This is a genomic window from Pantoea cypripedii (assembly GCF_011395035.1).
Lineage (GTDB): Bacteria > Pseudomonadota > Gammaproteobacteria > Enterobacterales > Enterobacteriaceae > Pantoea > Pantoea cypripedii_A.
In genome coordinates this window covers 2,473,009-2,496,820 of record NZ_CP024768.1, presented here as the reverse complement: position 1 = coordinate 2,496,820, position 23,812 = coordinate 2,473,009, and the positions used below count along the sequence as shown (strand labels likewise).

Annotated in this window: 19 protein-coding genes and 1 tRNA gene; 11 read left to right on the top strand and 9 right to left on the bottom strand. The window is 54.4% G+C overall.

Annotated elements, in window-relative coordinates; genetic code table 11:
- Positions 1–66: 66 nt before the first annotated feature.
- The 4 genes from tcyJ to CUN67_RS11605 all read left to right on the top strand — a co-directional run bounded on the left by tcyJ (position 67) and on the right by CUN67_RS11605 (position 3,733).
- The gene (gene tcyJ / locus CUN67_RS11620) at positions 67–867 is read left to right on the top strand and encodes a cystine ABC transporter substrate-binding protein (protein WP_208715439.1); all 801 of its coding nucleotides are present in this window, start codon (positions 67–69) and stop codon (positions 865–867) included.
- Positions 867–1,535 carry a cystine ABC transporter permease gene (tcyL, locus tag CUN67_RS11615; RefSeq protein ID WP_208715438.1) on the top strand — a complete coding sequence of 223 codons (669 nt, stop codon included), beginning with the start codon at positions 867–869 and terminating at the stop codon, positions 1,533–1,535. Before tcyJ ends, tcyL begins: the two co-directional genes overlap by 1 nt.
- Positions 1,532–2,284 carry an L-cystine ABC transporter ATP-binding protein TcyN gene (tcyN, locus tag CUN67_RS11610; protein ID WP_208715437.1) on the top strand — a complete coding sequence of 251 codons (753 nt, stop codon included), beginning with the start codon at positions 1,532–1,534 and terminating at the stop codon, positions 2,282–2,284. Before tcyL ends, tcyN begins: the two co-directional genes overlap by 4 nt.
- Before the next feature lie 366 nt (positions 2,285–2,650).
- Complete coding sequence (locus CUN67_RS11605; RefSeq protein WP_208715436.1) at positions 2,651–3,733, top strand: acyltransferase family protein; 1,083 nt, start codon at positions 2,651–2,653, stop codon at positions 3,731–3,733.
- A gap of 109 nt (positions 3,734–3,842) precedes the next feature.
- Here CUN67_RS11605 and putA read toward each other — a convergent pair whose 3' ends face one another.
- Positions 3,843–7,787, bottom strand: coding sequence for a trifunctional transcriptional regulator/proline dehydrogenase/L-glutamate gamma-semialdehyde dehydrogenase (gene putA, locus CUN67_RS11600; RefSeq protein ID WP_208715435.1), 3,945 nt, complete (start codon positions 7,785–7,787; stop codon positions 3,843–3,845).
- A 301-nt stretch (positions 7,788–8,088) separates the two neighbouring features.
- Here putA and putP point away from each other — a divergent pair, with 301 nt between their 5' ends.
- Together putP and phoH are read left to right on the top strand one after the other, a co-directional pair.
- Positions 8,089–9,573 (top strand): sodium/proline symporter PutP, encoded by a 1,485-nt coding sequence (gene putP / locus CUN67_RS11595; RefSeq protein ID WP_208715434.1) that lies wholly within the window; start codon positions 8,089–8,091, stop codon positions 9,571–9,573.
- A gap of 707 nt (positions 9,574–10,280) precedes the next feature.
- Positions 10,281–11,069 (top strand): phosphate starvation-inducible protein PhoH, encoded by a 789-nt coding sequence (gene phoH, locus CUN67_RS11590; RefSeq protein WP_208715433.1) that lies wholly within the window; start codon positions 10,281–10,283, stop codon positions 11,067–11,069.
- 298 nt (positions 11,070–11,367) lie between these two features.
- Here phoH and CUN67_RS11585 read toward each other — a convergent pair.
- A tRNA-Ser gene (locus CUN67_RS11585) sits at positions 11,368–11,455 on the bottom strand.
- Between the two features lie 246 nt (positions 11,456–11,701).
- Between CUN67_RS11585 and phoA the strand changes: the two genes are divergently transcribed.
- Positions 11,702–13,108, top strand: coding sequence for an alkaline phosphatase (phoA, locus tag CUN67_RS11580; RefSeq protein WP_208715432.1), 1,407 nt, complete (start codon positions 11,702–11,704; stop codon positions 13,106–13,108).
- Positions 13,109–13,178: 70 nt separating this feature from the next.
- Here phoA and CUN67_RS11575 read toward each other — a convergent pair whose 3' ends face one another.
- From CUN67_RS11575 to pth, 3 genes are all read right to left on the bottom strand, one after another.
- The gene (locus CUN67_RS11575) at positions 13,179–13,898 is read right to left on the bottom strand and encodes a DUF3472 domain-containing protein (RefSeq protein ID WP_208715431.1); all 720 of its coding nucleotides are present in this window, start codon (positions 13,896–13,898) and stop codon (positions 13,179–13,181) included.
- 195 nt (positions 13,899–14,093) lie between these two features.
- On the bottom strand, positions 14,094–15,185 hold the full coding sequence (gene ychF, locus CUN67_RS11570) for a redox-regulated ATPase YchF (protein ID WP_084875528.1): 1,092 nt from the start codon (positions 15,183–15,185) through the stop codon (positions 14,094–14,096).
- 112 nt (positions 15,186–15,297) lie between these two features.
- Positions 15,298–15,885: an aminoacyl-tRNA hydrolase gene (gene pth, locus CUN67_RS11565; RefSeq protein ID WP_208715430.1), complete on the bottom strand. Its 588-nt coding sequence runs from the start codon at positions 15,883–15,885 to the stop codon at positions 15,298–15,300.
- A 262-nt stretch (positions 15,886–16,147) separates the two neighbouring features.
- Between pth and ychH the strand changes: the two genes are divergently transcribed.
- Entirely contained in the window at positions 16,148–16,423 is a 276-nt protein-coding gene (gene ychH, locus CUN67_RS11560; RefSeq protein WP_208715429.1) for a stress-induced protein YchH, read from the top strand.
- 2 nt (positions 16,424–16,425) lie between these two features.
- Here ychH and CUN67_RS11555 read toward each other — a convergent pair whose 3' ends face one another.
- From CUN67_RS11555 to lolB, 4 genes are all read right to left on the bottom strand, one after another.
- Positions 16,426–17,595: a GGDEF domain-containing protein gene (locus CUN67_RS11555; RefSeq protein ID WP_208715428.1), complete on the bottom strand. Its 1,170-nt coding sequence runs from the start codon at positions 17,593–17,595 to the stop codon at positions 16,426–16,428.
- Between the two features lie 226 nt (positions 17,596–17,821).
- Entirely contained in the window at positions 17,822–18,769 is a 948-nt protein-coding gene (gene prs / locus CUN67_RS11550) for a ribose-phosphate diphosphokinase (RefSeq protein ID WP_021182910.1), read from the bottom strand.
- A gap of 138 nt (positions 18,770–18,907) precedes the next feature.
- Complete coding sequence (ispE, locus tag CUN67_RS11545; RefSeq protein WP_208715427.1) at positions 18,908–19,765, bottom strand: 4-(cytidine 5'-diphospho)-2-C-methyl-D-erythritol kinase; 858 nt, start codon at positions 19,763–19,765, stop codon at positions 18,908–18,910.
- On the bottom strand, positions 19,762–20,388 hold the full coding sequence (lolB, locus tag CUN67_RS11540) for a lipoprotein insertase outer membrane protein LolB (RefSeq protein ID WP_208717177.1): 627 nt from the start codon (positions 20,386–20,388) through the stop codon (positions 19,762–19,764). Before lolB ends, ispE begins: the two co-directional genes overlap by 4 nt.
- A gap of 216 nt (positions 20,389–20,604) precedes the next feature.
- On the opposite strand from lolB, the gene hemA reads away from it, so the two are divergent.
- Genes hemA through prmC form a run of 3 tightly spaced genes read left to right on the top strand, consistent with a single transcriptional unit; the run spans position 20,605 to position 23,809 of the window.
- Entirely contained in the window at positions 20,605–21,861 is a 1,257-nt protein-coding gene (gene hemA, locus CUN67_RS11535; RefSeq protein ID WP_208715426.1) for a glutamyl-tRNA reductase, read from the top strand.
- 35 nt (positions 21,862–21,896) lie between these two features.
- On the top strand, positions 21,897–22,979 hold the full coding sequence (gene prfA, locus CUN67_RS11530) for a peptide chain release factor 1 (RefSeq protein WP_208715425.1): 1,083 nt from the start codon (positions 21,897–21,899) through the stop codon (positions 22,977–22,979).
- Positions 22,979–23,809, top strand: coding sequence for a peptide chain release factor N(5)-glutamine methyltransferase (gene prmC, locus CUN67_RS11525; RefSeq protein ID WP_208715424.1), 831 nt, complete (start codon positions 22,979–22,981; stop codon positions 23,807–23,809). The genes prfA and prmC overlap by 1 nt, the downstream gene beginning before the upstream one ends.
- Positions 23,810–23,812 lie beyond the last annotated feature (3 nt).

Genomic DNA, 23,812 nt, shown 5'->3' with positions numbered 1-23,812 from the left:
AGTGCGGCAGACGCGTTTTTTTGCCGCCTCACAACACACCACTCACAAATAATAAATGGGGTAACTATGGCTTTCTCACAGATTCGTCGCCAGCTGGTGATGGGAGTGATGGCAGTGGCGTTAGTCGCTGGCTTCAACGTTAAAACCTTTGCGGCAGAAAATCTGCTGAATAAAGTTAAAGAACGCGGCACGCTGCTGGTGGGACTGGAAGGCACCTATCCGCCGTTCAGCTTCCAGGATGAAAACGGCAAGCTGACTGGCTTTGAAGTGGAGTTTGCTCAGCAACTGGCGCAGCATCTTGGCGTGAAAGCCAGCCTGAAACCGACCAAATGGGACGGCATGCTGGCGGCGCTGGATTCAAAACGTATCGACGTGGTGATAAACCAGGTCACTATTTCTGACGAGCGTAAGAAGAAATATGACTTCTCCACGCCGTACACCATTTCCGGTGTGCAGGCGCTGACGCTGAAGAAAAACGCGGGCAGCATCAGTAAACCGGAAGACCTCTCGGGTAAGAAAGTGGGCGTTGGCCTCGGTTCTAACTATGAGCAATGGCTGCGCGATAACGTCAAGGGTGTCGATATTCGCACTTATGATGATGACCCGACTAAATATCAGGATCTGCGTTCTGGCCGTCTTGATGCCATCCTGGTAGATCGCCTGGCTGCACTGGATCTGGTGAAGAAAACCGGCGATACCATGGCGGTGGCGGGTCCGGCATTCTCTCGTCTGGAATCAGGCGTGGCGCTGCGTAAAGGCAATGATGATTTGCTAAACGCGATCAATGCGGCCATTGCTGAGATGCAAAAAGATGGCTCGCTGAGCAAGCTCTCCGAGAAATGGTTCGGCGCGGACGTCACTAAATAATGCAGGAAAGCCTACAACTGGTGCTGGATTCAGCACCATTTCTGCTCAAAGGCGCGGTGTTTACCCTTCAGCTGAGTATCGGCGGGATGTTCTTTGGCCTGATACTGGGTTTTGTGCTGGCATTGATGCGCCTGTCTCACTTCTGGCCGGTTAACTGGCTGGCCCGCATTTACGTCTCGATCTTCCGTGGGACACCGCTGATCGCCCAGCTGTTTATGATCTACTACGGCCTGCCGCAGTTTGGTATTGAGCTGGATCCGATTCCATCCGCGATGATTGGCCTGTCGCTCAACACCGCCGCTTATGCTTCGGAATCCCTGCGTGGTGCCATCGCCGCCATTGAACGTGGACAGTGGGAAGCGGCTGCCAGTATCGGTATGACGCCGTGGCAGACATTACGTCGCGTGATCCTGCCGCAGGCGGCGCGGACAGCGTTGCCACCGTTGGGTAATAGCTTTATTAGCCTGGTGAAAGATACCTCGCTGGCCGCCACCATTCAGGTGCCGGAGTTATTCCGTCAGGCGCAGCTGATCACGTCTCGTACCCTTGAGGTGTTTACCATGTATCTGGCCGCTTCGGTGATTTACTGGGTGATGGCCACGGTGCTTTCTGCCTTGCAGAACCGGCTGGAAGCGCACGTAAATCGTCAGGATCGGGAGGTGAAATGAGTGCCATTGAAGTTCGTCAGCTGGTGAAGAAGTTTCACGGCCAGACGGTGCTGCACGGTATCGATCTGGACGTGGCTTCAGGCGAAGTGGTTGCGATTATCGGACCGAGTGGCTCGGGTAAAACCACGCTATTACGCAGTATCAACCTGCTGGAAGTGCCGGACAGTGGGCGTATCCGGGTCGGGGATATCTCGGTCGATGCCGCGCTGGGCATTCATAAGCAGAAGGAGTTGGTACGACGTCTGCGTCAGCAGGTCGGTTTTGTGTTCCAGAACTTTAACCTGTTTCCTCACCGCTCGGTGTTGGAAAACATCATTGAAGGACCGGTGATCGTCAAAGGGGAACTGAAAGCGGAAGCGATTGCGCGTGCCCGCTCCCTGCTGGAGAAAGTCGGCTTGCAGGGCAAAGAAGAGAGCTTCCCACGTCGGTTGTCCGGTGGACAGCAGCAGCGTGTGGCGATTGCGCGTGCGCTGGCGATGCGGCCGCAGGTGATTCTGTTTGATGAACCCACCTCCGCCCTTGATCCTGAGCTGGTGGGGGAGGTGCTGAATACCATTCGCGCGCTGGCGGAAGAGAAACGGACGATGGTTATCGTCACCCACGAAATGAGTTTTGCCCGTGATGTGGCTGACCGCGCTATTTTTATGGACCAGGGGCGCATCGTAGAACAGGGACCGTCAAAGGCGCTGTTCAGCAATCCTCAGCAGGCACGCACCCGGCAGTTTCTCGACAAATTCCTTAATCAATAATCTGCAGCGCCGCATCATATTTGCGGCGTTTTTTCCTCAGCTTAGCCGTCTTGTGACTCGATTATTCTCTGGCTGATCAGGGGGTGAAATATTCTTAATTGTTGGGGGTGTTGATTTCCCGTTGAGAGTGATGGTGGTGGTTTAACGTTTAAATAAATGAGCTAAATCATTAGTCTGCTTATTTACCAATAAAGGTAAAGGTGCGTAACGCCTTGTTATAACAGGACCAGTGGGAAACTTTTAAGAGTTTCGCTACAGTCATGCAACATCTCCTGCCCGATAATCCCCCCTTAATCTAAAAAAGTACTGTCCATATATCTGCCTCATATTTTCACATTTCAGACCTACACAGCGGGAGTTAATCTTATGAATAACACCAGGAGCGATGAAATATTGTGGGTGAATACCCTTAAAGGGACCTGCATATTACTGGTTGTGCTCTACCACACGGTTTTACCCGGATTTGAGAATACGGTGCAATATCTGTCGGCAGGATGGATTCCAGCTGAAATATGGGTGAAGTTTAATACGGTACTGTCGCCACTGCGTATGCCGGCTTTTTTCTTTGTATCGGGGCTGCTGGCGGCGAATGGCATCATGAATCGTCCGTGGAAGCAGGTGTTTACCAGCCGGATTACCAACCTGTTTTATCTCTATATTTTATGGGGATTTATTCAGTGGTGGTCAATCGTCGGTATCTCTTCCGAAATTACCGGGCAGCGGATTTCGGAAAACCTGAATGCGGCCTATGCCGGTTCTCTGCTTGAGTTTCTGAAGCTGACCTTCCTTGCCATGAGTACCTCCTGGTATCTGTATGGCCTGGGGATTTACTTCCTGCTCGCCCGGATCTTCCGTAAACAGAAAATCGCGTTGCTGGTTATCGCCGTGGTGCTGAATTATCTGGCAGTGGAGAAGATTATTCCCTTCTGGGGACCACAAAGCCTGGCGCAATATTTTCTGTTCTTCCTGATGGGGGCATTCTGGAGCCCGCTGATGTTGCGTCTGAGTGAATGGCGGCGTGAAAACATCGTCCCCTGGGCGCTGCTGGCGGCGCTGGCCGGTGTGCATGTTATTTTTGGTATGAGCAGAAGCCTGTTTATGTGCCTGATTGCGGTGCTGTTCAGTGTGGCGATTTGTCGCTGGCTGAATGCGCATTTCCGCATGAGCTGGCTCAACTGGATTGGGCGTAACACGTTACAGATTTACGTCATTCACCGCATCTTCATTGAGTTCTTTGGTATGTCGGCGATTCTGTTTGCCCAGCGTCATCATCTGTTCGAGCAGGCATGGTTTTCGGTGCTGTGGGCGTGCCTCTACCCGATAGCGATCGTCGCCATCTGTTCGCTGTGTTCGGTACTGGTGTGGTCGTTGACCAATCGTGGTCTGGGGCAGTCGCTGTTTGTCTTCCCAACCCTGATTGGCATGAAACGCAAGAAAACCGCAGCGTAAAGACAAAATTGCGCCGCTACAAACCGTGCAGATCCGTAGCGGCGCGATTTATCGCGCAAAAAGATCGGTAAAGCGGCCCTGCTACCGGGCCGCTTTGTTTAGATTAACCTCAGCCAATGGTCATCAGACTGGCGTTACCCCCGGCAGCGGCGGTATTGACGCTCAGTGAGCGTTCGATTAACAACCGTTCCAGCAGCAGATTGGTTTCACCGCGGGCAAAGCCCTGCACGGACACAATCGCACCGTCACGCGCGGCAACCTGCTCGCACAGGCTACGCAGCTGATCGGCATCACCGTGGTAGATCACCGCATCAAACTCACCCGCCAGCACATCTTTCGCCAGCATGATCCGTTGCTGCACCGCAGCAGGCAGGGCAGCGCGCAGCGTGCGATGCAATTCATCATCCGGCCACAACGCATGGCTGCCGACACTGGTGACTGCCGCCAGTTGCGTCAGCGCATCCTGCTCATTATCAGCAAGGCACAATACCTGTTCACGTGGCAGCAGGGTGAAAGTGTTGCGCTCACCGGTCGGACCCGGCAGTACGCGCACCGTACCGGCCTGTGCCAGCTGATCATAATGCTGCGTCAGAGCCAGCAGTTCGGGTTTGTCCTGTGCCCATTGTTGCAGTGCCTGATGGGCGCTGAGCAGCGTGGTACGCAGCGTGCTGTCCACCGGGCGCTCGGCGTCCTGGCGGTCAAAAGTCGTGCGCAATGCGCCGTCCGGGCGGTTTGCCAGCAGGCGATAGAGATAGAGCGGGCCACCGGCTTTCGGACCGGTGCCGGACAAGCCTTCACCCCCGAACGGTTGCACGCCAACCACAGCACCGACCATATTGCGGTTCACATACAGGTTGCCGACTTTCGCCCCTGCGGTGACCTGCGCAATAGTTTCATCGATACGGGTGTGCACGCCGAGCGTCAGGCCATAACCGGAGGCGTTAATCTGATCGATCAGCTGCGGCAGGTTATTACGTGCGAAACGCACCACATGCAGCACCGGACCAAAGACTTCTTTGTCGAGGTCGCTGACCTGTTCCAGCTCAATCAGCGTGGGTTTAACGAAGGTGCCCGTTGCCCACTCTTTACTGTCCTGCGGATTTTCCTGCGCGGCCTGGTAAATGGTGAAGCCTTTACTGCGCATCGCCTGAATATGGCGCTCAATATTGGCTTTGGCTTCGGCATCAATCACCGGACCCACATCGGTGGCGAGGCGTTCTGGGTTCCCCATGCGGCACTCGGCCATCGCACCGCGCAGCATTTTCAGCGTATGGTCGGCGACATCGTCCTGCACACACAGCAGACGCAGGGCTGAGCAACGCTGTCCGGCGCTATCAAATGCGGATGCAACGATATCCACCACCACCTGCTCGGTCAGCGCAGAGGAATCAACGATCATCGCGTTCATCCCCCCGGTCTCGGCAATCAGCGGCGTTGGACGACCCTGCGGATCGAGACGACCGGCAAGGTTGCGTTGCAGCAGGGTCGCGACCGCAGTAGAACCGGTGAACATCACGCCGCGCACGCGTTCGTCTGCGGTCAACTGAGCACCCACGGTTTCCCCCAGGCCAGGCAACAGTTGCAGCACGCCGGACGGCACACCCGCATCCAGCATAATCTGTACTGCCTGGGCAGCGATCAGTGGCGTCTGCTCGGCGGGTTTCGCCAGCACGCTGTTGCCTGCGGCGAGGGCGGCGGCAATCTGACCACTAAAAATCGCCAGCGGGAAGTTCCACGGACTGATACACACCACCGGACCGAGCGGACGATGGGTGACGTTATCGAAATCATCACGCACCATGCCGGCGTAGTAGTAGAGGAAATCTACCGCTTCACGCACTTCGGCGATGGCATTGTTGTAGGTTTTACCCGCCTCACGCACCAGCAGGCCAATCAGCTGTTGCATCTGGCCTTCCATCATTTCGGCAGCGCGCTCCAGAATGGCGGCGCGTTCCTGCGGAGGGGTGGCAAACCAGATCGGACCGGCATTCACTGCCGCATCCAGCGCCTGTGACACCTCATGTGGCGTGGCCTCGCGCACGCTGCCCACCACATCGGCGGGAGCGGACGGGTTGAGCACCGGGCGGCTGCTACCGGCACCCAGCTCGCCGTCAATCAGCGGTTGTGCCTGCCACGGCTGGCTGGCGCTGTTCAACAGGGCGCTGGATAACGATGCCAGACGGTGTTCGTTCGCCATATCAAGACCAGCGGAGTTGACCCGTTTTTCGCCATACAACTCGCGCGGCAACGGAATCTTCGCGTGCGGCAGGCCAATCGCACCTTCGCTCGCGCCCATTTTTTCCACTGCTGTAACCGGATCGGCCACCAGTTCATCAATCGGCAGTGAGGTATCGGCGATGCGGTTCACGAATGAGGTGTTGGCACCGTTTTCCAGCAGACGGCGTACCAGATAAGCCAGCAGGGTTTCATGGGTACCCACTGGCGCATAAATACGGCAAGGACGATTGAGTTTGCCGTCAGCCACTTTGCCCACCACCTGCTCATACAAGGGTTCCCCCATGCCGTGCAGACACTGGAATTCGTACTGACCTGGATAGTAGTTGTTACCCGCCAGCTGATAAATCGCCGCCAGCGTATGGGCGTTATGGGTGGCGAACTGCGGATAGATGAGGTTTGGCACTGCCAGCAGTTTTCGCGCACAGGCCAGATAAGAAATATCGGTGTAAACCTTGCGGGTATACACCGGGTAACCTTCCAGCCCGTCGATCTGGGCGCGTTTGATTTCGCTATCCCAGTAGGCACCTTTCACCAGACGGATCATCAGGCGACGACGGCTGCGTTGGGCCAAATCCACCAGGTAATCAATCACGAACGGACAACGCTTCTGGTAGGCCTGGATCACAAAGCCGATACCGTTCCAGCCTTCCAGTTCCGGTTCGAAGCAGAGTTTTTCCAGCAGGTCGAGCGACAGTTCGAGGCGATCAGCTTCTTCCGCATCGATGTTGATGCCGATGTCGTAAGAACGCGCCAGCAGCGTCAGGGATTTCAGCGTGGGGTAGAGTTCGTCCATTACGCGTTCATACTGCGCGCGACTGTAACGCGGATGCAGTGCCGACAACTTGATGGAGATACCCGGGCCTTCGTAAATGCCACGTCCGTTGGAGGCTTTGCCAATGGCGTGAATGGCCTGCTGATAGGAAACCAGGTAGGCTTTGGCATCGCTGGCGGTGAGCGCCGCTTCGCCCAGCATATCGTAAGAATAACGGAAACCTTTCTCTTCCAGCTTGCGTGCATTAGCCAGCGCTTCAGCGATGGTTTCACCGGTAACAAACTGTTCACCCATCAGACGCATCGCCATATCCACCCCTTTGCGGATCAGCGGTTCGCCACTTTTACCAATGATGCGGTTCAGGGAACGGGACAGGTTGGCTTCATTATGGGTGGACACCAGACGGCCGGTGAACAACAGGCCCCAGGTGGCGGCATTGACGAACATTGACGGACTGCGACCAAGATGCGACTGCCAGTTGCCATTGCTGATTTTGTCGCGGATGAGTGCGTCACGGGTCGGTTTGTCAGGAATACGCAGCAACGCTTCGGCCAGACACATCAGGGCAACCCCTTCCTGCGAAGAAAGGGAAAACTCCTGCAGCAAACTTTGCACCATTCCGGCGCGTCCGGTTGCACCTTTCTGATGCCGAAGTTTATCGGCGAGGGTGTAAGCCAGCTGATGGGTTTTCTCCGCCAGCGGGGCCGGGAGACGGGCCTGCTCCAGCAGCATCGGCACGGCATCGGTTTCCGGACGACGCCATGCGGCGGTGATGGCCGAGCGTGTCACCGACTGCGGCAGGATATGTTCGGCAAAATCGAGGAACGGTTGCAGGGCCTCTTCTGATGAAGGATCTTCCTGCGCGCTATCGCTGGGTTGCAACGGAATCTCCGGCAGCGAATCTCCTGCCTCCAGCTGCGTCAGATAGTTAAAAATCGCCTGTTTAATCAGCCAATGTGGCGTGCGATCGATCTTCTGCGCTGCCAGTTTAATACGATCGCGGGTGGCGTCATCCAGCTTCACCCCCATGGTGGTGGTTCCCATGCTTTCCTGTTCCTCAAAAAGAATAGTTTGATGTCCGGTGTGAACTGCACTATCACTTATGTTGCAACTTTGTGCAACCTTGTTAATTGTGCGCTAAGTTATTGGTCTGGGGTTTATTGCAAGAATCTCGCCAGGGTTGCAACTTTTGTCGTGTGAAATGCAAAAGGTGCAACCTATCACAGGCGAGGTGAGGGCGGGGCGCAACCGCCAGCGATAGGGTGTGAAAGACGTTGTACCGACCACGGCTTTGCGGCAGGATACCGCGCCTTAATGGAAATCGAATTATAAGTGGAGAGATAAAATGAATGTCAGTACACCGATGCTGGTGACTTTTGTTGTTTATATCCTCGGGATGGTGTTGATAGGGCTGCTTGCCTGGCGTTCGACCAAAAACTTTGATGACTATATCCTCGGTGGCCGCAGCCTTGGCAGTGTGGTAACGGCGTTGTCTGCGGGGGCATCGGATATGAGTGGCTGGCTGCTGATGGGGTTGCCGGGGGCTATTTTCCTGTCGGGCATTTCCGAAAGCTGGATTGCCATTGGTCTGACTATCGGTGCCTGGCTGAACTGGAAAATTGTTGCCGGGCGTCTGCGAGTGCAGACGGAGCATCATAACAATGCCCTGACGCTGCCGGACTTCTTTACCAGCCGTTTTGAGGACCACAGCAAAATCCTGCGGGTGATCTCTGCGCTGGTCATTCTTATCTTCTTCACCATTTACTGTGCTTCCGGGGTGGTTGCTGGCGCGCGTCTGTTTGAAAGCACCTTCGGTATGGATTACCAGACGGCGTTATGGGCTGGAGCTGCGGCCACCATCCTCTATACCCTGGTGGGTGGCTTCCTGGCTGTCAGCTGGACGGATACCGTCCAGGCCAGCCTGATGATTTTCGCGCTGATCCTGACGCCGGTGATTGTGATTGTGGCGGTGGGTGGCTTGTCTGACTCGCTGGCGGTGATTGAAGCCAAAAGCCTGGAAAATCTCAACATGCTGAAAGGGCTGAATTTTGTGGCGATTGTCTCGCTGCTCGGTTGGGGACTGGGCTACTTCGGACAACCACACATTCTGGCGCGTTTTATGGCTGCCGACTCCCATCGATCGATTCGCACGGCGCGTCGTATTGGTATGACCTGGATGATCCTGTGCCTGGCGGGAGCCGTGGCTGTCGGCTTCTTCGGTATTGCTTACTTCCAGAACCATCCGGACCAGGCCAGCGGTGTCAGCCAGAACGGTGAGCGCGTATTTATTGAACTTGCGCGCATCCTGTTCAATCCGTGGATCGCCGGTATTCTGCTGTCAGCCATTCTGGCGGCGGTGATGTCCACCCTGAGTTGCCAGCTGCTGGTGTGCTCCAGTGCGCTGACGGAAGATCTGTATAAAGGTTTCCTGCGGAAAAATGCCAGCCAGCGCGAGCTGGTATGGGTGGGACGTCTGATGGTGCTGGTGATTGCATTGATTGCTATCGCACTGGCCGCCAATCCGGAAAACCGCGTGCTGGGCCTGGTGAGTTATGCCTGGGCTGGTTTTGGTGCCGCATTCGGCCCGGTGGTGCTGTTTGGTGTGTGCTGGCAACGTATGACACGTAACGGTGCGCTGGCGGGGATGATCATCGGCGCAGTGACGGTGCTGGTGTGGAAACATTTTGCCTGGCTGGATCTGTATGAAATTATCCCAGGTTTCCTGTTTGCCAGCATCGCGATTGTGGTGGTGAGCCTGATGGGCCGGGCACCTTCGCAGGAGGCGCAACTGCGTTTTGCGGCGGCAGAAGCCGAGTATCAGACTAAATAAGCCTCAGCCCGCCTCATTTTATGGGGCGGGTTTTATTGCCGCGCCGTAGTGATGGGGTGTTCAACCGGGAGTGAATATATTTTCCTGGGTAAAACAATTATCCCGCCTGGCGGTTGTTGACCAATTGGTTAATAAACGCACAGCACGTTTTACTACATCAGATGCGCAGACATCGTCCCCGTCAGGTTTTCCAGACTTTCGCATGGCCCCTGCGGTTTCCGAATCCTCCTAAAAAGTTCAGCCAAACCAGAAATAACTAACATATTGATATTTATCTTAAATTTAATTTAAGATGAAGGTCGGGTGCGGGCCACAGTCACTTTTTGTTAGCTGATAGTTAAAATTACTGTTGCAAAGGACCGCAAATATGATGCACTTTAATCATAAGCGTTGTCAGAAGTGTGGCTAAGGTCACTGGAGTTCGCGCATGATTCGGTCCTTCAAAGGACAGGTAAATACCCTCCAACATACGCAGTTCACTGCGGGGGATTTCTTCCCTCGAAAGTTTCCTCTTCGTTTTTCAATCTTCAACCTTTTTCAGGCCCCAAATCATTACCGGTGCGCGGCAGCGTTTTCGCGTTGTTGTACACCTTTCTCAATGGCTCGAAACGGCTCTAAAGGAAGCCACGTAAACCTCTAAAGCGTTCACGTCATCGCAACAGGACAAACCCTGCGGCGACAAATGAAACCAACTGTAAGGTGCCACTATGGGAAGACAGAAAGCAGTGATCAAAGCGCGTCGTGAAGCAAGAAGAGTAATTCGTAATGACTCTCGCAGTCATCGTCAGCGTGAAGAAGAATCGGTCACTTCGCTGGTGCAGATGGGTGGGCTGGATGCAATTGGCATGGCGCGTGATGTACGCGACCGTTCACCAATTGAGGCCAGAAATGATGCTCAGGCGCACTATCTTAATGCCATAGAAACGAAACAGCTTATTTTCGCCACCGGCGAAGCCGGATGCGGGAAAACCTGGATTAGCGCAGCCAAAGCGGCTGAGGCCCTGATACATAAGGATATCGACAGGATAATCGTTACGCGCCCGGTTCTGCAGGCGGATGAAGATCTCGGTTTCCTCCCCGGAGACATTTCCGAGAAATTCGCCCCTTATTTCCGGCCGGTCTATGACGTTCTGGTTAAACGTCTTGGCGCTTCCTTTATGCAGTACTGCCTGCGTCCCGAAATCGGCAAGGTGGAGATCGCGCCCTTCGCGTATATGCGCGGACGCACCTTCGAAAATGCCGTGGTGATTCTGGATGAGGCGCAGAACGTCACCGCTGCGCAGATGAAGATGTTTCTGACGCGCCTTGGTGAGAACGTGACGGTCATCGTCAACGGTGATATCACCCAATGTGATTTACCGCGTGGCGTGCAATCAGGCCTTGCCGATGCGCTGGCGCGCTTCGAAGAGGATGAGATGATTGGGGTTGTCCGTTTTGCTAAAGACGACTGTGTCCGTTCAGCACTCTGCCAGCGCACGCTGCATGCTTACAGTTAACCATTGAGAATCAGGACAGTAGACAAAACCCGGCTCAGGCCGGGTTTTTTTGTGTCGTTCCCGGAGAACAGGCAAAAAAAAGTCTGAACATACGTTCAGACTCTTCTTCAAAATTGTGGCGGTGAGAGGGGGATTGACTCGCTTCGCTCGCCCTGCGGGCAGTTTGTTCGCTGCGCGCCCAAACTGTCCAACCGGCTACGCCGGTTGTCGAACCCCGTCGGGGCTTCTCATCCCCTCTCACCCGGAGAATATGCAAAAAAAAAGTCTGAACATACGTTCAGACTCTTCTTCAAAATTGTGGCGGTGAGAGGGGGATTCGAACCCCCGATACGTTGCCGTATACACACTTTCCAGGCGTGCTCCTTCAGCCACTCGGACACCTCACCACATTTTTTGCTGCTGACCTTGGCGGGTCAACGGGGCGCTACTATAGGGAGTTCGCCTAAAAGGGTCAAGCCCTATTTTCTCCTTTTTTTCTATTCGCTTAAGCCCTGAGCGAATCGCGTTAACCCTGTTCGTATTGGTTATCCTGTCATCAAAATATTGCCTGACAGTCACAAAAGTGTAACGCCATTGTCGCAGACTTGTCCGCGGAAACATTTGGTTATATTTGTGAATAAGGATGCTTATAAATGAAACAGATACCTCTGATTACGGTTCCACTCATCGCTTCATTGTTGGCTCCGGCTGCGATGGCGGATGAGACCAGTTACTCCCGCGCCGCAACCGGCGATCTGACTCAGCACGGTGGTGCGCGTCGTCTGACAGGCGATCAAACCGAGGCATTGAAAGCCTCGCTCAGCAATAGCACGGCAAAAAACGTGATTCTGCTGATTGGTGATGGGATGGGGGATTCGGAAATTACCGCAGCCCGTAACCTGGCGATGGGGGCCGGTGGCTTCTTCCCGGGTATTGATGCGCTTCCGCTTACCGGCCAGTACACCCACTATTCACTGGATAAGAAAACCCACAAGCCGAATTACGTCACGGATTCAGCCGCTTCTGCCACGGCCTGGGCAACCGGCACCAAATCCTATAATGGTGCCATTGGTGTTGATGTAAACGGAAAAGACCAGACCACACTGCTGGAGTTAGCAAAGGCGGCGGGTAAGGCTACCGGTAACGTTTCTACTGCGGAACTGCAGGACGCGACACCCGCAGCACTGATCGCCCATGTGACTTCGCGTAAATGTTATGGTCCGGAAAAAACCAGTGAGCTATGCCCAGGCAATGCGCTGGAGCAGGGTGGAAAGGGTTCGATCACCGAACAGATGCTGAAAACCCGTGCGGATGTCACGCTGGGCGGTGGGGCGAAATCCTTCAGCGAAGTGGCGAAAGCGGGTGAATATCAGGGGAAAACCCTGCGTGAGCAGGCGCAGGTACTGGGTTATCAGCTGGTGGATGATCTTGATGGCATGAATGGCGTACAGCAGGCTGACCAAAGCAAGCCACTGCTGGGGCTGTTTGCGGCGGGTAATATGCCGGTGCGCTGGCAGGGGCCAAAAGCCAGTTATCACGGTAACCTGGATAAGCCGGTGGTGACCTGTGAAGTGAATAAAGACCGTCCGGCGAGTACGCCGACGCTGGCGCAGATGACCAAAAAGGCACTCGACCTGCTCAGCCAGAATGACAAAGGTTTCTTCCTGCAGGTTGAGGGGGCATCGATTGATAAACAGGATCATGCCGCCAATCCCTGTGGTCAGATTGGTGAAACCGTGGACCTCGACGAAGCGGTACAGCAGGCGCTGGCCTTCGCCCGCCAGCACGGTGATACGCTGGTGGTGGTGACTGCGGACCACGCTCACAGCAGCCAAATCGTCGAAAATGGCACCAAGGCACCGGGGTTAACCCAGGCGGTAAATACCAAAGATGGCGCGGTGATGACCATCAGCTACGGTAACTCGGAAGAGGATTCGCAGGAGCATACCGGCACCCAGCTGCGTATTGCCGCCTACGGCCCCCATGCTGCCAACGTGGTGGGGCTGACGGATCAAACCGACCTGTTCTTTACCCTGCGCGATGCGATGGGCATTAAATAACACGCCCTTAATCACCAATAAAAAACCCACGCAAGCGCGTGGGTTTTTACTTTATATAGACAACAGATCATCATTGCTGGCCAACGGTGATTTTTAAGTTTTTGTCGGAATATTCATATCGAAAATTAAATTTACCCATACATCTGCCATAGTTATGCGGATAAGTCAGTACTCCCTGCTCCCCACTTTGTGTCACAAAAGGGGGGGAGACGGTTATTTGTGTTACTTCGGTCATAAAACAGGTTCCGACATCTTTATAATATTCAATCCACCCACTCTGGCTGTTTCTTAATGTTCCTGAGTTTTCCGGGAGGCGCCATGCGCCAATTTGCGTTTCTTCTTTGCTGTCTTCTTCTCTGACGAAGCCATACCAGACATTCGCATCATCCGTAGCCCGGCGTATCTCAAACAGATATTTTCTATTGATTTTAATCGGATACATCACAGAGCAACTGACACCCTCGCCACCATCTGCACCCTGTCGGCAGTGATTCGTGTCCGCAACCTGAGTTCCAGAAATAAAAGAAGAGTACACCACCATATATTGTTCGTCGGTTCGTGGTTGCAGGCCAATATAACCTACCGCACCGGTGCCGGTGAACGAAAATTGATTCGCGTAATAATACCCGGCACTTTCCATATCGGTATTTACCGTAAACGGCATGGTCAGACTGGTAATATTCGTTGCGTTAACAGACCAGTTCCAGCCAGCCATCCCGCCAGGCGTTATTGCTGAGACGTTACCCATCAGAGAGGTAGTGAATATAAATGCGGACAAAGGATATTTCATATTTCTCCTGTTTAAATCATTCTGTCTTCCATAGCGTAGATTGAGAATAGACGTTTTTCTGATCTGTGCCAGAAAAATTACCACGCGGATTTAGCGGAAGCAGGCCAGGAAAAATAACCATTAAATAAAAAAGCCCACGCGATTGCGTGAGCTTTGCAGGTTTGCATTACTGCGTCTGATCGATTATGCAGCTAATCAGACGTTGAACAGGAAGTTCATCACATCGCCATCTTTCACGATGTATTCTTTCCCTTCTGAGCGCATTTTGCCTGCTTCCTTCGCGCCTTGTTCACCTTTATAAGTGACAAAGTCATCAAATGCGATGGTCTGGGCGCGGATAAAGCCTTTTTCGAAGTCGGTGTGGATTTTGCCCGCCGCCTGCGGAGCCGTTGCGCCGACCGGGATAGTCCAGGCACGCACTTCTTTCACACCGGCGGTGAAGTAGGTCTGCAGGTTGAGCAGGGTGTAACCCGCGCGGATAACGCGGTTCAGACCCGGTTCTTCCAGACCCAGCTCAGCCATAAATTCAGCACGCTCTTCATCATCCAGCTCGGCGATATCCGATTCCACTGCGGCACAAACCGGCACCACAACAGAGCCTTCGGCATCAGCAATCGCGCGCACCTGATCGAGATAAGGGTTGTTCTCGAAACCATCTTCGTTAACGTTGGCGATGTACATCGTCGGCTTCAACGTCAGGAAGCTCAGATAACGAATGGCCGCTTTTTCATCGGCATCCAAATCCAGCGAACGCAGCATGCCAGCGTTTTCCAGATGCGGCAGACATTTCTCCAGTGCAGCCAGCTCGGCCTTCGCGTCTTTATCACCACCTTTGGCTTTTTTCTGCACGCGCTGGATGGCACGTTCGCAGGTGTCGAGATCCGACAGCGCCAGCTCGGTGTTGATAACGTCAATATCTTCAGCCGGGTTAACTTTGCCTGCCACGTGAATGATGTTGTCATTCTCAAAGCAACGTACCACGTGGCCGATAGCCTCGGTTTCACGGATATTGGTCAGGAATTTGTTGCCAAGACCTTCACCTTTCGACGCACCTTCTACCAGACCGGCAATATCGACGAATTCCATGGTGGTGGGTACAACACGCTGCGGCTTAACGATATCGCTCAGTTGATCGAGACGTGGGTCGGGCATCGGCACCACACCGGTATTGGGTTCGATGGTGCAGAACGGAAAGTTGGCTGCTTCGATACCCGCTTTGGTCAGCGCGTTGAACAGGGTGGATTTACCGACGTTCGGCAGGCCCACAATACCGCATTTAAATCCCATGGTCTGATTACCTTTCTCACTGAGGATGCAGCGCTGGCTGGCAACGCTGACAGATTCTAAAAATTTCGCGCATTATACACAGAAATGCTGCTGTGCGGCGCGGGAATTGGCGTTAACCGGCTTTGAAAGCGTGCAGGCGGTTCATTGCCTTTATTTTGTCTTCTTTCAGCCAGAGTTCAGTGCAACGCACTGCTTCGTCAATGGCATCGTCAATCAGCTTCTGTTCACTGGCAGGGGGTTTACCCAGCACAAAGCCGGTCACTTTATTACGATCCCCTGGGTGACCAATACCAACTCGCAGGCGGTGAAAATTATTGTTGTTGCCCAGCTTACTGATGATGTCTTTCAGCCCGTTATGGCCGCCGTGGCCGCCACCCTGTTTGAATTTCGCGATACCCGGCGGTAAATCCAGCTCATCGTGTGCCACCAGAATCTCTTCCGGCGCGATACGGTAAAAGGTCGCCATTGCTGCAACCGCTTTGCCACTCAGGTTCATAAAAGTGGTGGGTACCAGCAGGCGCACATCTTCCCCTGCCAGCGATAACCGGGCGGTATAGCCAAAGAATTTGGGTTCGTCTTTCAGAGACTGATTGTAGCGCTCTGCCAGCAGATCCACATACCAGGCGCCAGCGTTATGGCGCGTGGCGGCATATTCGGCGCCGGGATTCGCCAGTCCGACAATCAGTTTAATGCTGCTCACGATGGTTATCCTGTCTCGCTTCACAAAGGGCGTTAGTTTACTGCGTGGATAAGGAGATGACAAAGGGCGAGGGCGAAGAATAGTGACGCTTCGTTATTTATCATTTTCTATCGAAATCAATCCGATAAGCGGTAAAGTTTTGTCAGAATTGTGAAAGATGTGTGATCCTGTACGCATCTTAACCGCCTGCTATTGCCTAAACTTATGGTCAGTTAACGTTATGTGCTGTTCTTAGCTTTGCTCATAAGGATGGAGGTGAACCATGAAACGTCATCACACTCGCTATATCGGTAACGGCCTGATGTGTCTCGGCTTACTCACCATGGTGCTCGGCGTCGGCTATTCGATCATCAATCAAATTCCTTCGCTGAATCTGCCGCAATTTCTGGCGCATGGCGCAATGTTCAGCATCTTTATCGGTGCGTTGCTGTGGCTGGTTGGTGCGCGTGTCAGCGGACGCGAAAAAGTCGAAGACCGCTATTTTTGGTTGCGGCATTACGGCGATAAACGTTGCCGCCGTAATACCCATCACCCCTGATACTAAACCAGCGTAGCCTGATTAATCGGCTGTAACTGTGCCAGATACTGTTCGGTGCGGTTACGGCCCGTGGCTTTTGCGCGGTAGAGTGCTTCATCGGCCAGTGCCAGCAGCGTCGGGAAATGCTGATCTTCCTGGCAGGATGTGGCAAAGCCAATGCTAACGGTGTAAATGATATCATCCGGTTGCGACAGCTGTGTCGCAACGCGGATGCGTTCACATACCGTCTGTGCCTGTTCGCTGTCGCCGGGCAAAATGGCGGCAAATTCCTCTCCGCCCAGACGGGCAAATTGGCCTTCTTCTGGCAGTAACGCCTGCGCAACCTGGCAAAAATCAATTAATACCCGATCGCCTTGCTGATGACCGTAACGGTCATTAATGCTTTTGAAGTGGTCAAGATCGAACAATACGGCGGTGAAGGGCTTTTGCTGACGTAACCGTCGGGCAATGATCTTTTCTGCCTGCTCGAACAAGGCTCGGCGATTCCACACGCTGGTTAGCGGGTCGTGCAGGGATGCCAGTTTATGCGCAATCTGCGTACGTTCATTAACCATCGCCAGAATGGTAAACGCCAGGCCAATCACAAACAGAATGGATTCGAGAATCACGTAGACGGAAAAACTGGAGCCGCCAATCGCACCATGTACCGGTGTCGCCACCGCATCATCGAGAAAAATGCGCGCCAGATGGAACAGCAGATGGATCCACAATAGCGTCTGCGCGGGCCAGAACGTCACCTTCAGCGAGGCGCGGGCGCGCCATAACAGCTGAATTAACGCCGCGGTGTAAAACATACACAGCAGACACACCACCAGCACGCGTTTGGGCATACTGTAATAAAAAGCCGGGAAGCAGCACAGAATGGCCCACAGCAGCGCGCCAGCCAGCCAGCTCAGCCCTATCGGTTTTTTACAGAACACGCGGAAGGCATTCAGCAAACAGCCATAGGCCAGCATCATGACCACATTCCCGACCGCAACCGGCAAAAAGTGCAGTCCTGCGGCGCGCAGGCTGCTGAGAAACACGGCCAGTAAGGTTAACGTCAGCGTCAGCGAAGTGAAGCCCAGTACGCGATCATACTGCGAACCGATCCAGGCGAAGACCAGAATGATGCTCAAAAACCCCAGTACATAGAGCTCACATACAAAAAGTGTGTAGATGTCGAGAGCCATAGTGGTCGGAGTTCTCAAAAAAAAGTGTGGTGAAAAATACCACTAAACATTGGGGCGCTAAAGTCCGGATGTCAGTGTTGGCAGAAAACAGTGAATGGCAACGAGAATAGCGAATTTTAACGAAATTTATCGCGCAAGCATCCGCAGCGGGAGCGGCTTAGTCGGTAAATGACGTAATAGCAGGACGAGAGAGAGAAAACCGGGCACGTGGCCCGGTTTTGTTCGATCAATGTTCGAACATGGCGGAGATGGATTCTTCGTTGCTGATACGACGAATCGCTTCGGCCAGCATGCCGGACAGCGTCAGGGTACGCACGTTCGGCAGAGATTTCATCTCGTCAGACAGTGGGATGGTGTCACACACGATCACCTGATCGATCACCGATTTGCGCAGGTTTTCCACGGCGTTGCCGGAGAAAATCGGGTGCGTTGCGTAGGCGAACACGCGCTTGGCACCGCGTTCTTTCAGCGCTTCAGCCGCTTTGCACAGCGTACCGCCGGTGTCGATCATATCGTCGACCAGTACACAGTCACGGCCAGCGACGTCACCAATGATATGCATAACCTGAGAAACGTTGGCACGCGGGCGACGTTTATCAATGATAGCCATGTCGGTGTCGTTGAGCAGTTTGGCAATGGCACGGGCGCGAACCACACCGCCAATATCCGGGGAAACCACAATCGGGTTTTCCAGACCAATTTGCAGCATATCTTCCAACAGGATTGGGCTGCCAAATACGTTATCAACCGGGACATCAAAGAAGCCCTGGATCTGCTCGGCGTGCAGGTCCACCGTCAGAACACGGTCAACACCCACGCTGGAAAGGAAATCCGCAACCACTTTAGCGGTGATCGGCACACGCGCGGAACGCACACGGCGGTCCTGACGGGCATAGCCAAAGTAGGGGATAACGGCAGTAATACGACCAGCAGAAGCCCGACGCAGTGCGTCGACCATCACAACCAGCTCCATCAGATTATCGTTGGTGGGGGCACAGGTGGACTGGATGATGAAAATATCACCACCGCGTACATTTTCGTTAATCTGTACACTCACTTCACCGTCGCTGAAACGACCGACAGCGGCGTCTCCGAGGCTGGTGTAAAGGCGGTTGGCAATACGTTGTGCTAGTTCCGGGGTGGCGTTACCAGCAAATAGCTTCATATCAGGCACGAGAAGAACCTCAGGCTTTGCGTCCAGCGAATGAACAACGCTGCGATAACCGGCGCATACCGCAGGGCGTGTTCATACAGGTGTGTTGATGCGTCGCGTGCTGCGTCTGGAACAGGGGTGACACAGTCACGCATACGCTTAAATCCCGGAAAGAGTACGTTGTAACGGCGAGGTATTTAGCCCGCGCGCCACAAATCCTCGTATCCATTCCGGGGCAAGCTCCAGCACCTGACGAGCGGCGGATTCGGTGTTAAATTCAGCAAACACACAAGCTCCGGTCCCAGTCAGGCGCGACGGCGCGTATTCTAGCAGCCAGGAAACCAGCTCATCAACCTCACGAAAACGTTTTCTTGCCACTGATTCACAATCATTGTGGAAAGGCAGCTGCAAAAGTACATCAAGTGAGCGGGTTGGTGAATCTCTCGTCAGCTCAGGATCGCCAAAGATTTGCGGCGTCGCGATGCTGACGCCCGGATGGGCCACCAGATACCACTTTTCTGCCGGAGCGGCTGGCTGCAATTGTTCACCCACGCCTTCGGCAAAGGCGGCGTGCCCGCGGATAAATACCGGCACATCCGCTCCCAGCCGCACGCCAATTGCCGCCAGCTCATCGACGCTCAGCCCGGTTTGCCACTGATGATTCAGCGCCACCAGCACCGTCGCGGCATCTGACGAGCCGCCACCCAGTCCGCCCCCCATGGGCAAACGCTTTTCCAGGGCAATCTGCGCACCGGCATGCGGCGGCAGGGTGCCGCGCGCACTTGCCACCTGCATTAACGCCCGTGCCGCCCGGACAATCAGATTTTCCTCGTCCGGGACGTCGTCGAGTGGCGTCAGCAAACGAATATCACCGCTGCTATCCGGGGTGATGGTCAGCGTATCGCCGTAATCAAGGAACTGAAACAGGGTTTGCAGATTATGATAGCCGTCCGGACGACGGCCAGTGATGTAAAGAAATAAATTTAGCTTCGCCGGAGCAGGCCAGGTGGTGATCATTGTACGGTCCAGCTATCCATACGCAGTTTGATACGCTGACCACCTTCACTCAACTCCAGATTGGCTGGCAGCGGTGGGGTGACTTTGCTGTCGTAATCAGAAATCGTGACTTTCCACTGCTGGCCGTTACGGCTGTAGTTCAGGCTCTGCAACTGATATTGGTCGTTCAGCTGATAGTCGCTGGCATCGCCAGGCAAGCCCATCATCCACTGACGCAGATTAGCCAGCGGAATGTCCATGCCGGTTAGCTGGGAAATCATCTTCTCAGCGTCATTGCTGACGTAGCGCTTGCCTTTGTTATCGACGATTTGCACCACGGAACCTTGCGCATCCAGCTGTAACTCAGTGCTGCCCAGTGGGTTAGTCAGCAGCAGGCGATAGCGGTCAGCGGCGGTCTGCTGCCAGTTAAAGCGGGCATAGACTTTCTGGCGATCAGAAATGTAAGCGAACGCGCCACGGGTTTCATAATGGCTGATCTTCGCCACCGTCTGTTGATGTTGCTGCCACTGTGGTGAGGTGGTGCTCGGACCAGGGCCCTGCTGCGGCTTGTTGATGCTACAGGCAGCCAGCAGCACGCTGGCAAGGGGTAAAAGGCGCAACAGCTTGCGCTTGGGCATGTGCATCACGTGGTCATCTCCTCAGACACGTTTTTAATTCGTAACCGGTAACGCTAACCATCCGCATCTAAGCCGTCAATGCTGATGTACGGATTATTGCGCACGATCAGTTTAATCTTATTACAGTCATAGCCTTTGTATGGCTTTTCTTGATCTATGGCATCTTGTATTATGCGCTTCACAAAACCATGACAATACCTGGGATATCCCACCAGAATCACCATGACGCTGCTTGCACTCGGAATCAACCATAAAACTGCACCTGTTGCACTGCGCGAACGTGTATCGTTCACGCCGGATACGCTGGATCAGGCACTTAGCAGCCTGTTATCCCAGCCGATGGTGCAAAGTGGTGTGGTGCTTTCCACCTGTAATCGTACTGAACTCTACCTTAGCGTAGAGCAGCAGGCCGATTTGCAGGAGAAGCTGGTGCGCTGGTTGTGTGACTATCACCAACTGCGCGAAGAAGATGTGCGCAAAAGCCTCTACTGGCACCAGGATAACGCCGCAGTCAGTCATCTGATGCGCGTCGCCAGCGGGCTGGACTCGCTGGTGCTGGGCGAGCCGCAGATTCTGGGGCAGGTGAAAAAAGCCTTCGCCGATTCTCAGCGTGGCCATGCGTTGAGCAGTGAACTGGAGCGCATGTTCCAGAAAACCTTCTCGGTCGCCAAACGCGTCCGTACCGAAACCGAAATCGGTGCCAGCGCGGTTTCTGTTGCCTTTGCTGCCTGTTCTCTGGCACGTCAAATCTTTGAATCGCTCAGCACCGTCAATGTTTTACTGGTGGGTGCCGGTGAAACCATCGAGCTGGTGGCGCGCCATTTGCGCGAACATCATGTGAAAAAACTGATGATCGCCAACCGTACACGTGAGCGCGCTCAACTGCTGGCCGATGAAGTCGGGGCTGAAGTGATTGGTCTGGCGGATATTGATTCGCGTCTCGCCGATGCTGATATTATTATTTCTTCTACTGCCAGCCCGCTGCCCATTATCGGCAAAGGGATGGTGGAACGCGCGTTAAAAGCACGCCGTAACCAGCCGATGTTGCTGGTGGATATCGCCGTACCGCGTGACGTAGAGCCGGAAGTGGGCAAACTCGCCAATGCCTATCTCTACAGCGTGGATGACCTGCAGGCGATCATTGAGCAGAATATGGCGCAGCGTAAAGCCGCTGCGGTGCAGGCTGAAAGCATTGTGGTGCAGGAAAGTGGCGAATTTATGGCCTGGCTGCGCGCGCAAAGTGCTGTCGAAACCATTCGCGAGTATCGTACCCAGGCCGATGATGTCCGTGCTGAATTGCAGGAACGCGCGCTGGCTGCGCTGCGTCAGGGCGCGGATGCGGAAAAAGTGTTGCAGGAGCTGGCACACAAGCTGACCAACCGTTTAATTCACGCTCCAACCAAATCACTACAGCAGGCCGCGCGCGATGGCGACAGCGAACGCCTGCAGATCTTACGTGACAGCCTCGGTCTCGATTAGGCTGTTACGACCTTTTACGGGATACCCTCAATTACATGAAGACCTCTATTGTTGCCAAGCTGGAAGCGCTCCAGGAACGTCACGAAGAAGTGGAAGCGATGCTGGGCGATGCTGGCGTGATTGCCGATCAGGACCGTTTCCGTGCGCTTTCGCGCGAATATGCACAGTTGTCTGACGTGACCCGTTGTTTCCGTGAATGGCAACAGGTGCAGGAAGATATTGAGACGGCAGAGATGCTGCTCGACGATCCTGAAATGCGCGATATGGCGCAGGAAGAACTGAAAACCTCACGCGAAAAACGCGAAACGCTGGAGCAGCAGTTGCAGGTATTGCTGTTGCCGAAAGATCCTGACGACGAACGCCCCTGCTTTGTGGAAGTCCGCGCCGGGACGGGCGGTGATGAAGCGGCGATTTTTGCCGGTGACCTGTTCCGTATGTATAGCCGCTATGCAGAAGCGCGTCGCTGGCAGGTTGAAATTGTCAGCAGCAATGACGGTGAGCACGGCGGGTATAAAGAAGTTATCGCCCGTGTGAGAGGCGAGGGCGCGTATGGTCGCTTCAAGTTTGAATCCGGTGGACATCGTGTACAACGCGTCCCGGAAACCGAGTCACAGGGCCGCATCCACACCTCAGCCTGCACTGTAGCGGTAATGCCGGAGTTGCCGGAAGCCGAACTGCCGGAGATCAATCCGGGCGACCTGAAAATCGATACCTTCCGTTCCTCCGGTGCCGGTGGTCAGCACGTTAACACCACTGATTCTGCTATCCGCATTACCCACCTGCCGACCGGGATTGTGGTGGAGTGTCAGGATGAGCGTTCGCAGCATAAAAACAAAGCTAAAGCGCTGGCGGTGTTGGGTGCACGCATTCACGCCGCAGAGATGGCGAAACGCCACGAGGCCGAAGCCTCAACGCGTCGCAACCTGCTGGGCAGCGGTGATCGCTCCGACCGCATCCGCACCTATAACTTCCCGCAGGGACGGGTGACCGACCATCGTATCAACCTGACGCTTTACCGTCTGGATGAAACCATGGAAGGTAAGCTGGATACCCTGATTGAACCGATTGTGCAGGAATATCAGGCCGATCAGCTGGCGGCGCTGGCTGGACAGGATTAATGGACATCCGTCATTGGCTCCGGCATGCCGTCACCACGCTGCGTGGTGGCGATAGCCCAAAACGCGATGCTGAAATTCTGCTGGCGTTTGTCACGGGCAAATCGCGTAGCTGGCTGGTGGCGTTTGACGATGCACCGCTTGATGACATCCAGCTGCAACAGCTTGAAACCCTGCTGGCACGCCGTGCCCAGGGCGAGCCGGTGGCGCATCTGGTGGGGGAGCGCGAATTCTGGTCGCTGCCATTACGCGTCAGTGATGTCACCCTGATTCCGCGTCCTGATACCGAGATATTGGTGGAGCAGGCGCTGGCCCATTTGCCTGCTGCCGCTGTAACCGTACTCGATCTGGGCACCGGTACGGGTGCCATCGCGCTGGCACTGGCCAGTGAACGGCCGGATTGTCAGGTTTACGGTTGCGATCGTATTGCCGCTGCCGTGGCGCTGGCGCAGGAAAATGCGCAGCGTCTGCATATTTCTAACGCAAAATTTTTCCTCAGCCACTGGTTCACCGCACTTCCCCCACAACGTTTTGACCTGATTGTCAGCAATCCTCCCTATATTGATGCCACTGATGAGCATTTGCAGCAGGGGGATGTCCGTTTTGAGCCACTCAGTGCGTTAGTCGCCGATGATGCCGGACTGGCAGACCTGCGAGCGATTATCGCCTCGGCACCAGACTGGTTGATGTCAGGCGGCTGGCTGTTGCTCGAGCATGGCTGGCAGCAGGGCGAGGCGGTGCGTCAGTTGTTGGTGCAGCATGGCTATCAAGGGGTGAACACCGTGGATGACTATGGCGGCAATCCGCGCGTGACGCTTGGACAATTTCTCTGATTA

Bases quoted from the DNA above. Each gene is read 5' to 3' on its own strand.
- hemA (WP_208715426.1), top strand. From the start codon at position 20,605: ATGACGCTGCTTGCACTCGGAATCAACCATAAAACTGCACCTGTTGCA.
- phoH (WP_208715433.1), top strand. From the start codon at position 10,281: ATGGGAAGACAGAAAGCAGTGATCAAAGCGCGTCGTGAAGCAAGAAGA.
- putP (WP_208715434.1), top strand. From the start codon at position 8,089: ATGAATGTCAGTACACCGATGCTGGTGACTTTTGTTGTTTATATCCTC.
- CUN67_RS11555 (WP_208715428.1), bottom strand. From the start codon at position 17,595: ATGGCTCTCGACATCTACACACTTTTTGTATGTGAGCTCTATGTACTG.
- phoA (WP_208715432.1), top strand. From the start codon at position 11,702: ATGAAACAGATACCTCTGATTACGGTTCCACTCATCGCTTCATTGTTG.
- ispE (WP_208715427.1), bottom strand. From the start codon at position 19,765: ATGATCACCACCTGGCCTGCTCCGGCGAAGCTAAATTTATTTCTTTAC.
- putA (WP_208715435.1), bottom strand. From the start codon at position 7,787: ATGGGAACCACCACCATGGGGGTGAAGCTGGATGACGCCACCCGCGAT.
- tcyN (WP_208715437.1), top strand. From the start codon at position 1,532: ATGAGTGCCATTGAAGTTCGTCAGCTGGTGAAGAAGTTTCACGGCCAG.
- tcyL (WP_208715438.1), top strand. From the start codon at position 867: ATGCAGGAAAGCCTACAACTGGTGCTGGATTCAGCACCATTTCTGCTC.
- CUN67_RS11605 (WP_208715436.1), top strand. From the start codon at position 2,651: ATGAATAACACCAGGAGCGATGAAATATTGTGGGTGAATACCCTTAAA.
- prfA (WP_208715425.1), top strand. From the start codon at position 21,897: ATGAAGACCTCTATTGTTGCCAAGCTGGAAGCGCTCCAGGAACGTCAC.
- ychF (WP_084875528.1), bottom strand. From the start codon at position 15,185: ATGGGATTTAAATGCGGTATTGTGGGCCTGCCGAACGTCGGTAAATCC.
- CUN67_RS11575 (WP_208715431.1), bottom strand. From the start codon at position 13,898: ATGAAATATCCTTTGTCCGCATTTATATTCACTACCTCTCTGATGGGT.
- tcyJ (WP_208715439.1), top strand. From the start codon at position 67: ATGGCTTTCTCACAGATTCGTCGCCAGCTGGTGATGGGAGTGATGGCA.
- prmC (WP_208715424.1), top strand. From the start codon at position 22,979: ATGGACATCCGTCATTGGCTCCGGCATGCCGTCACCACGCTGCGTGGT.
- lolB (WP_208717177.1), bottom strand. From the start codon at position 20,388: ATGCACATGCCCAAGCGCAAGCTGTTGCGCCTTTTACCCCTTGCCAGC.
- ychH (WP_208715429.1), top strand. From the start codon at position 16,148: ATGAAACGTCATCACACTCGCTATATCGGTAACGGCCTGATGTGTCTC.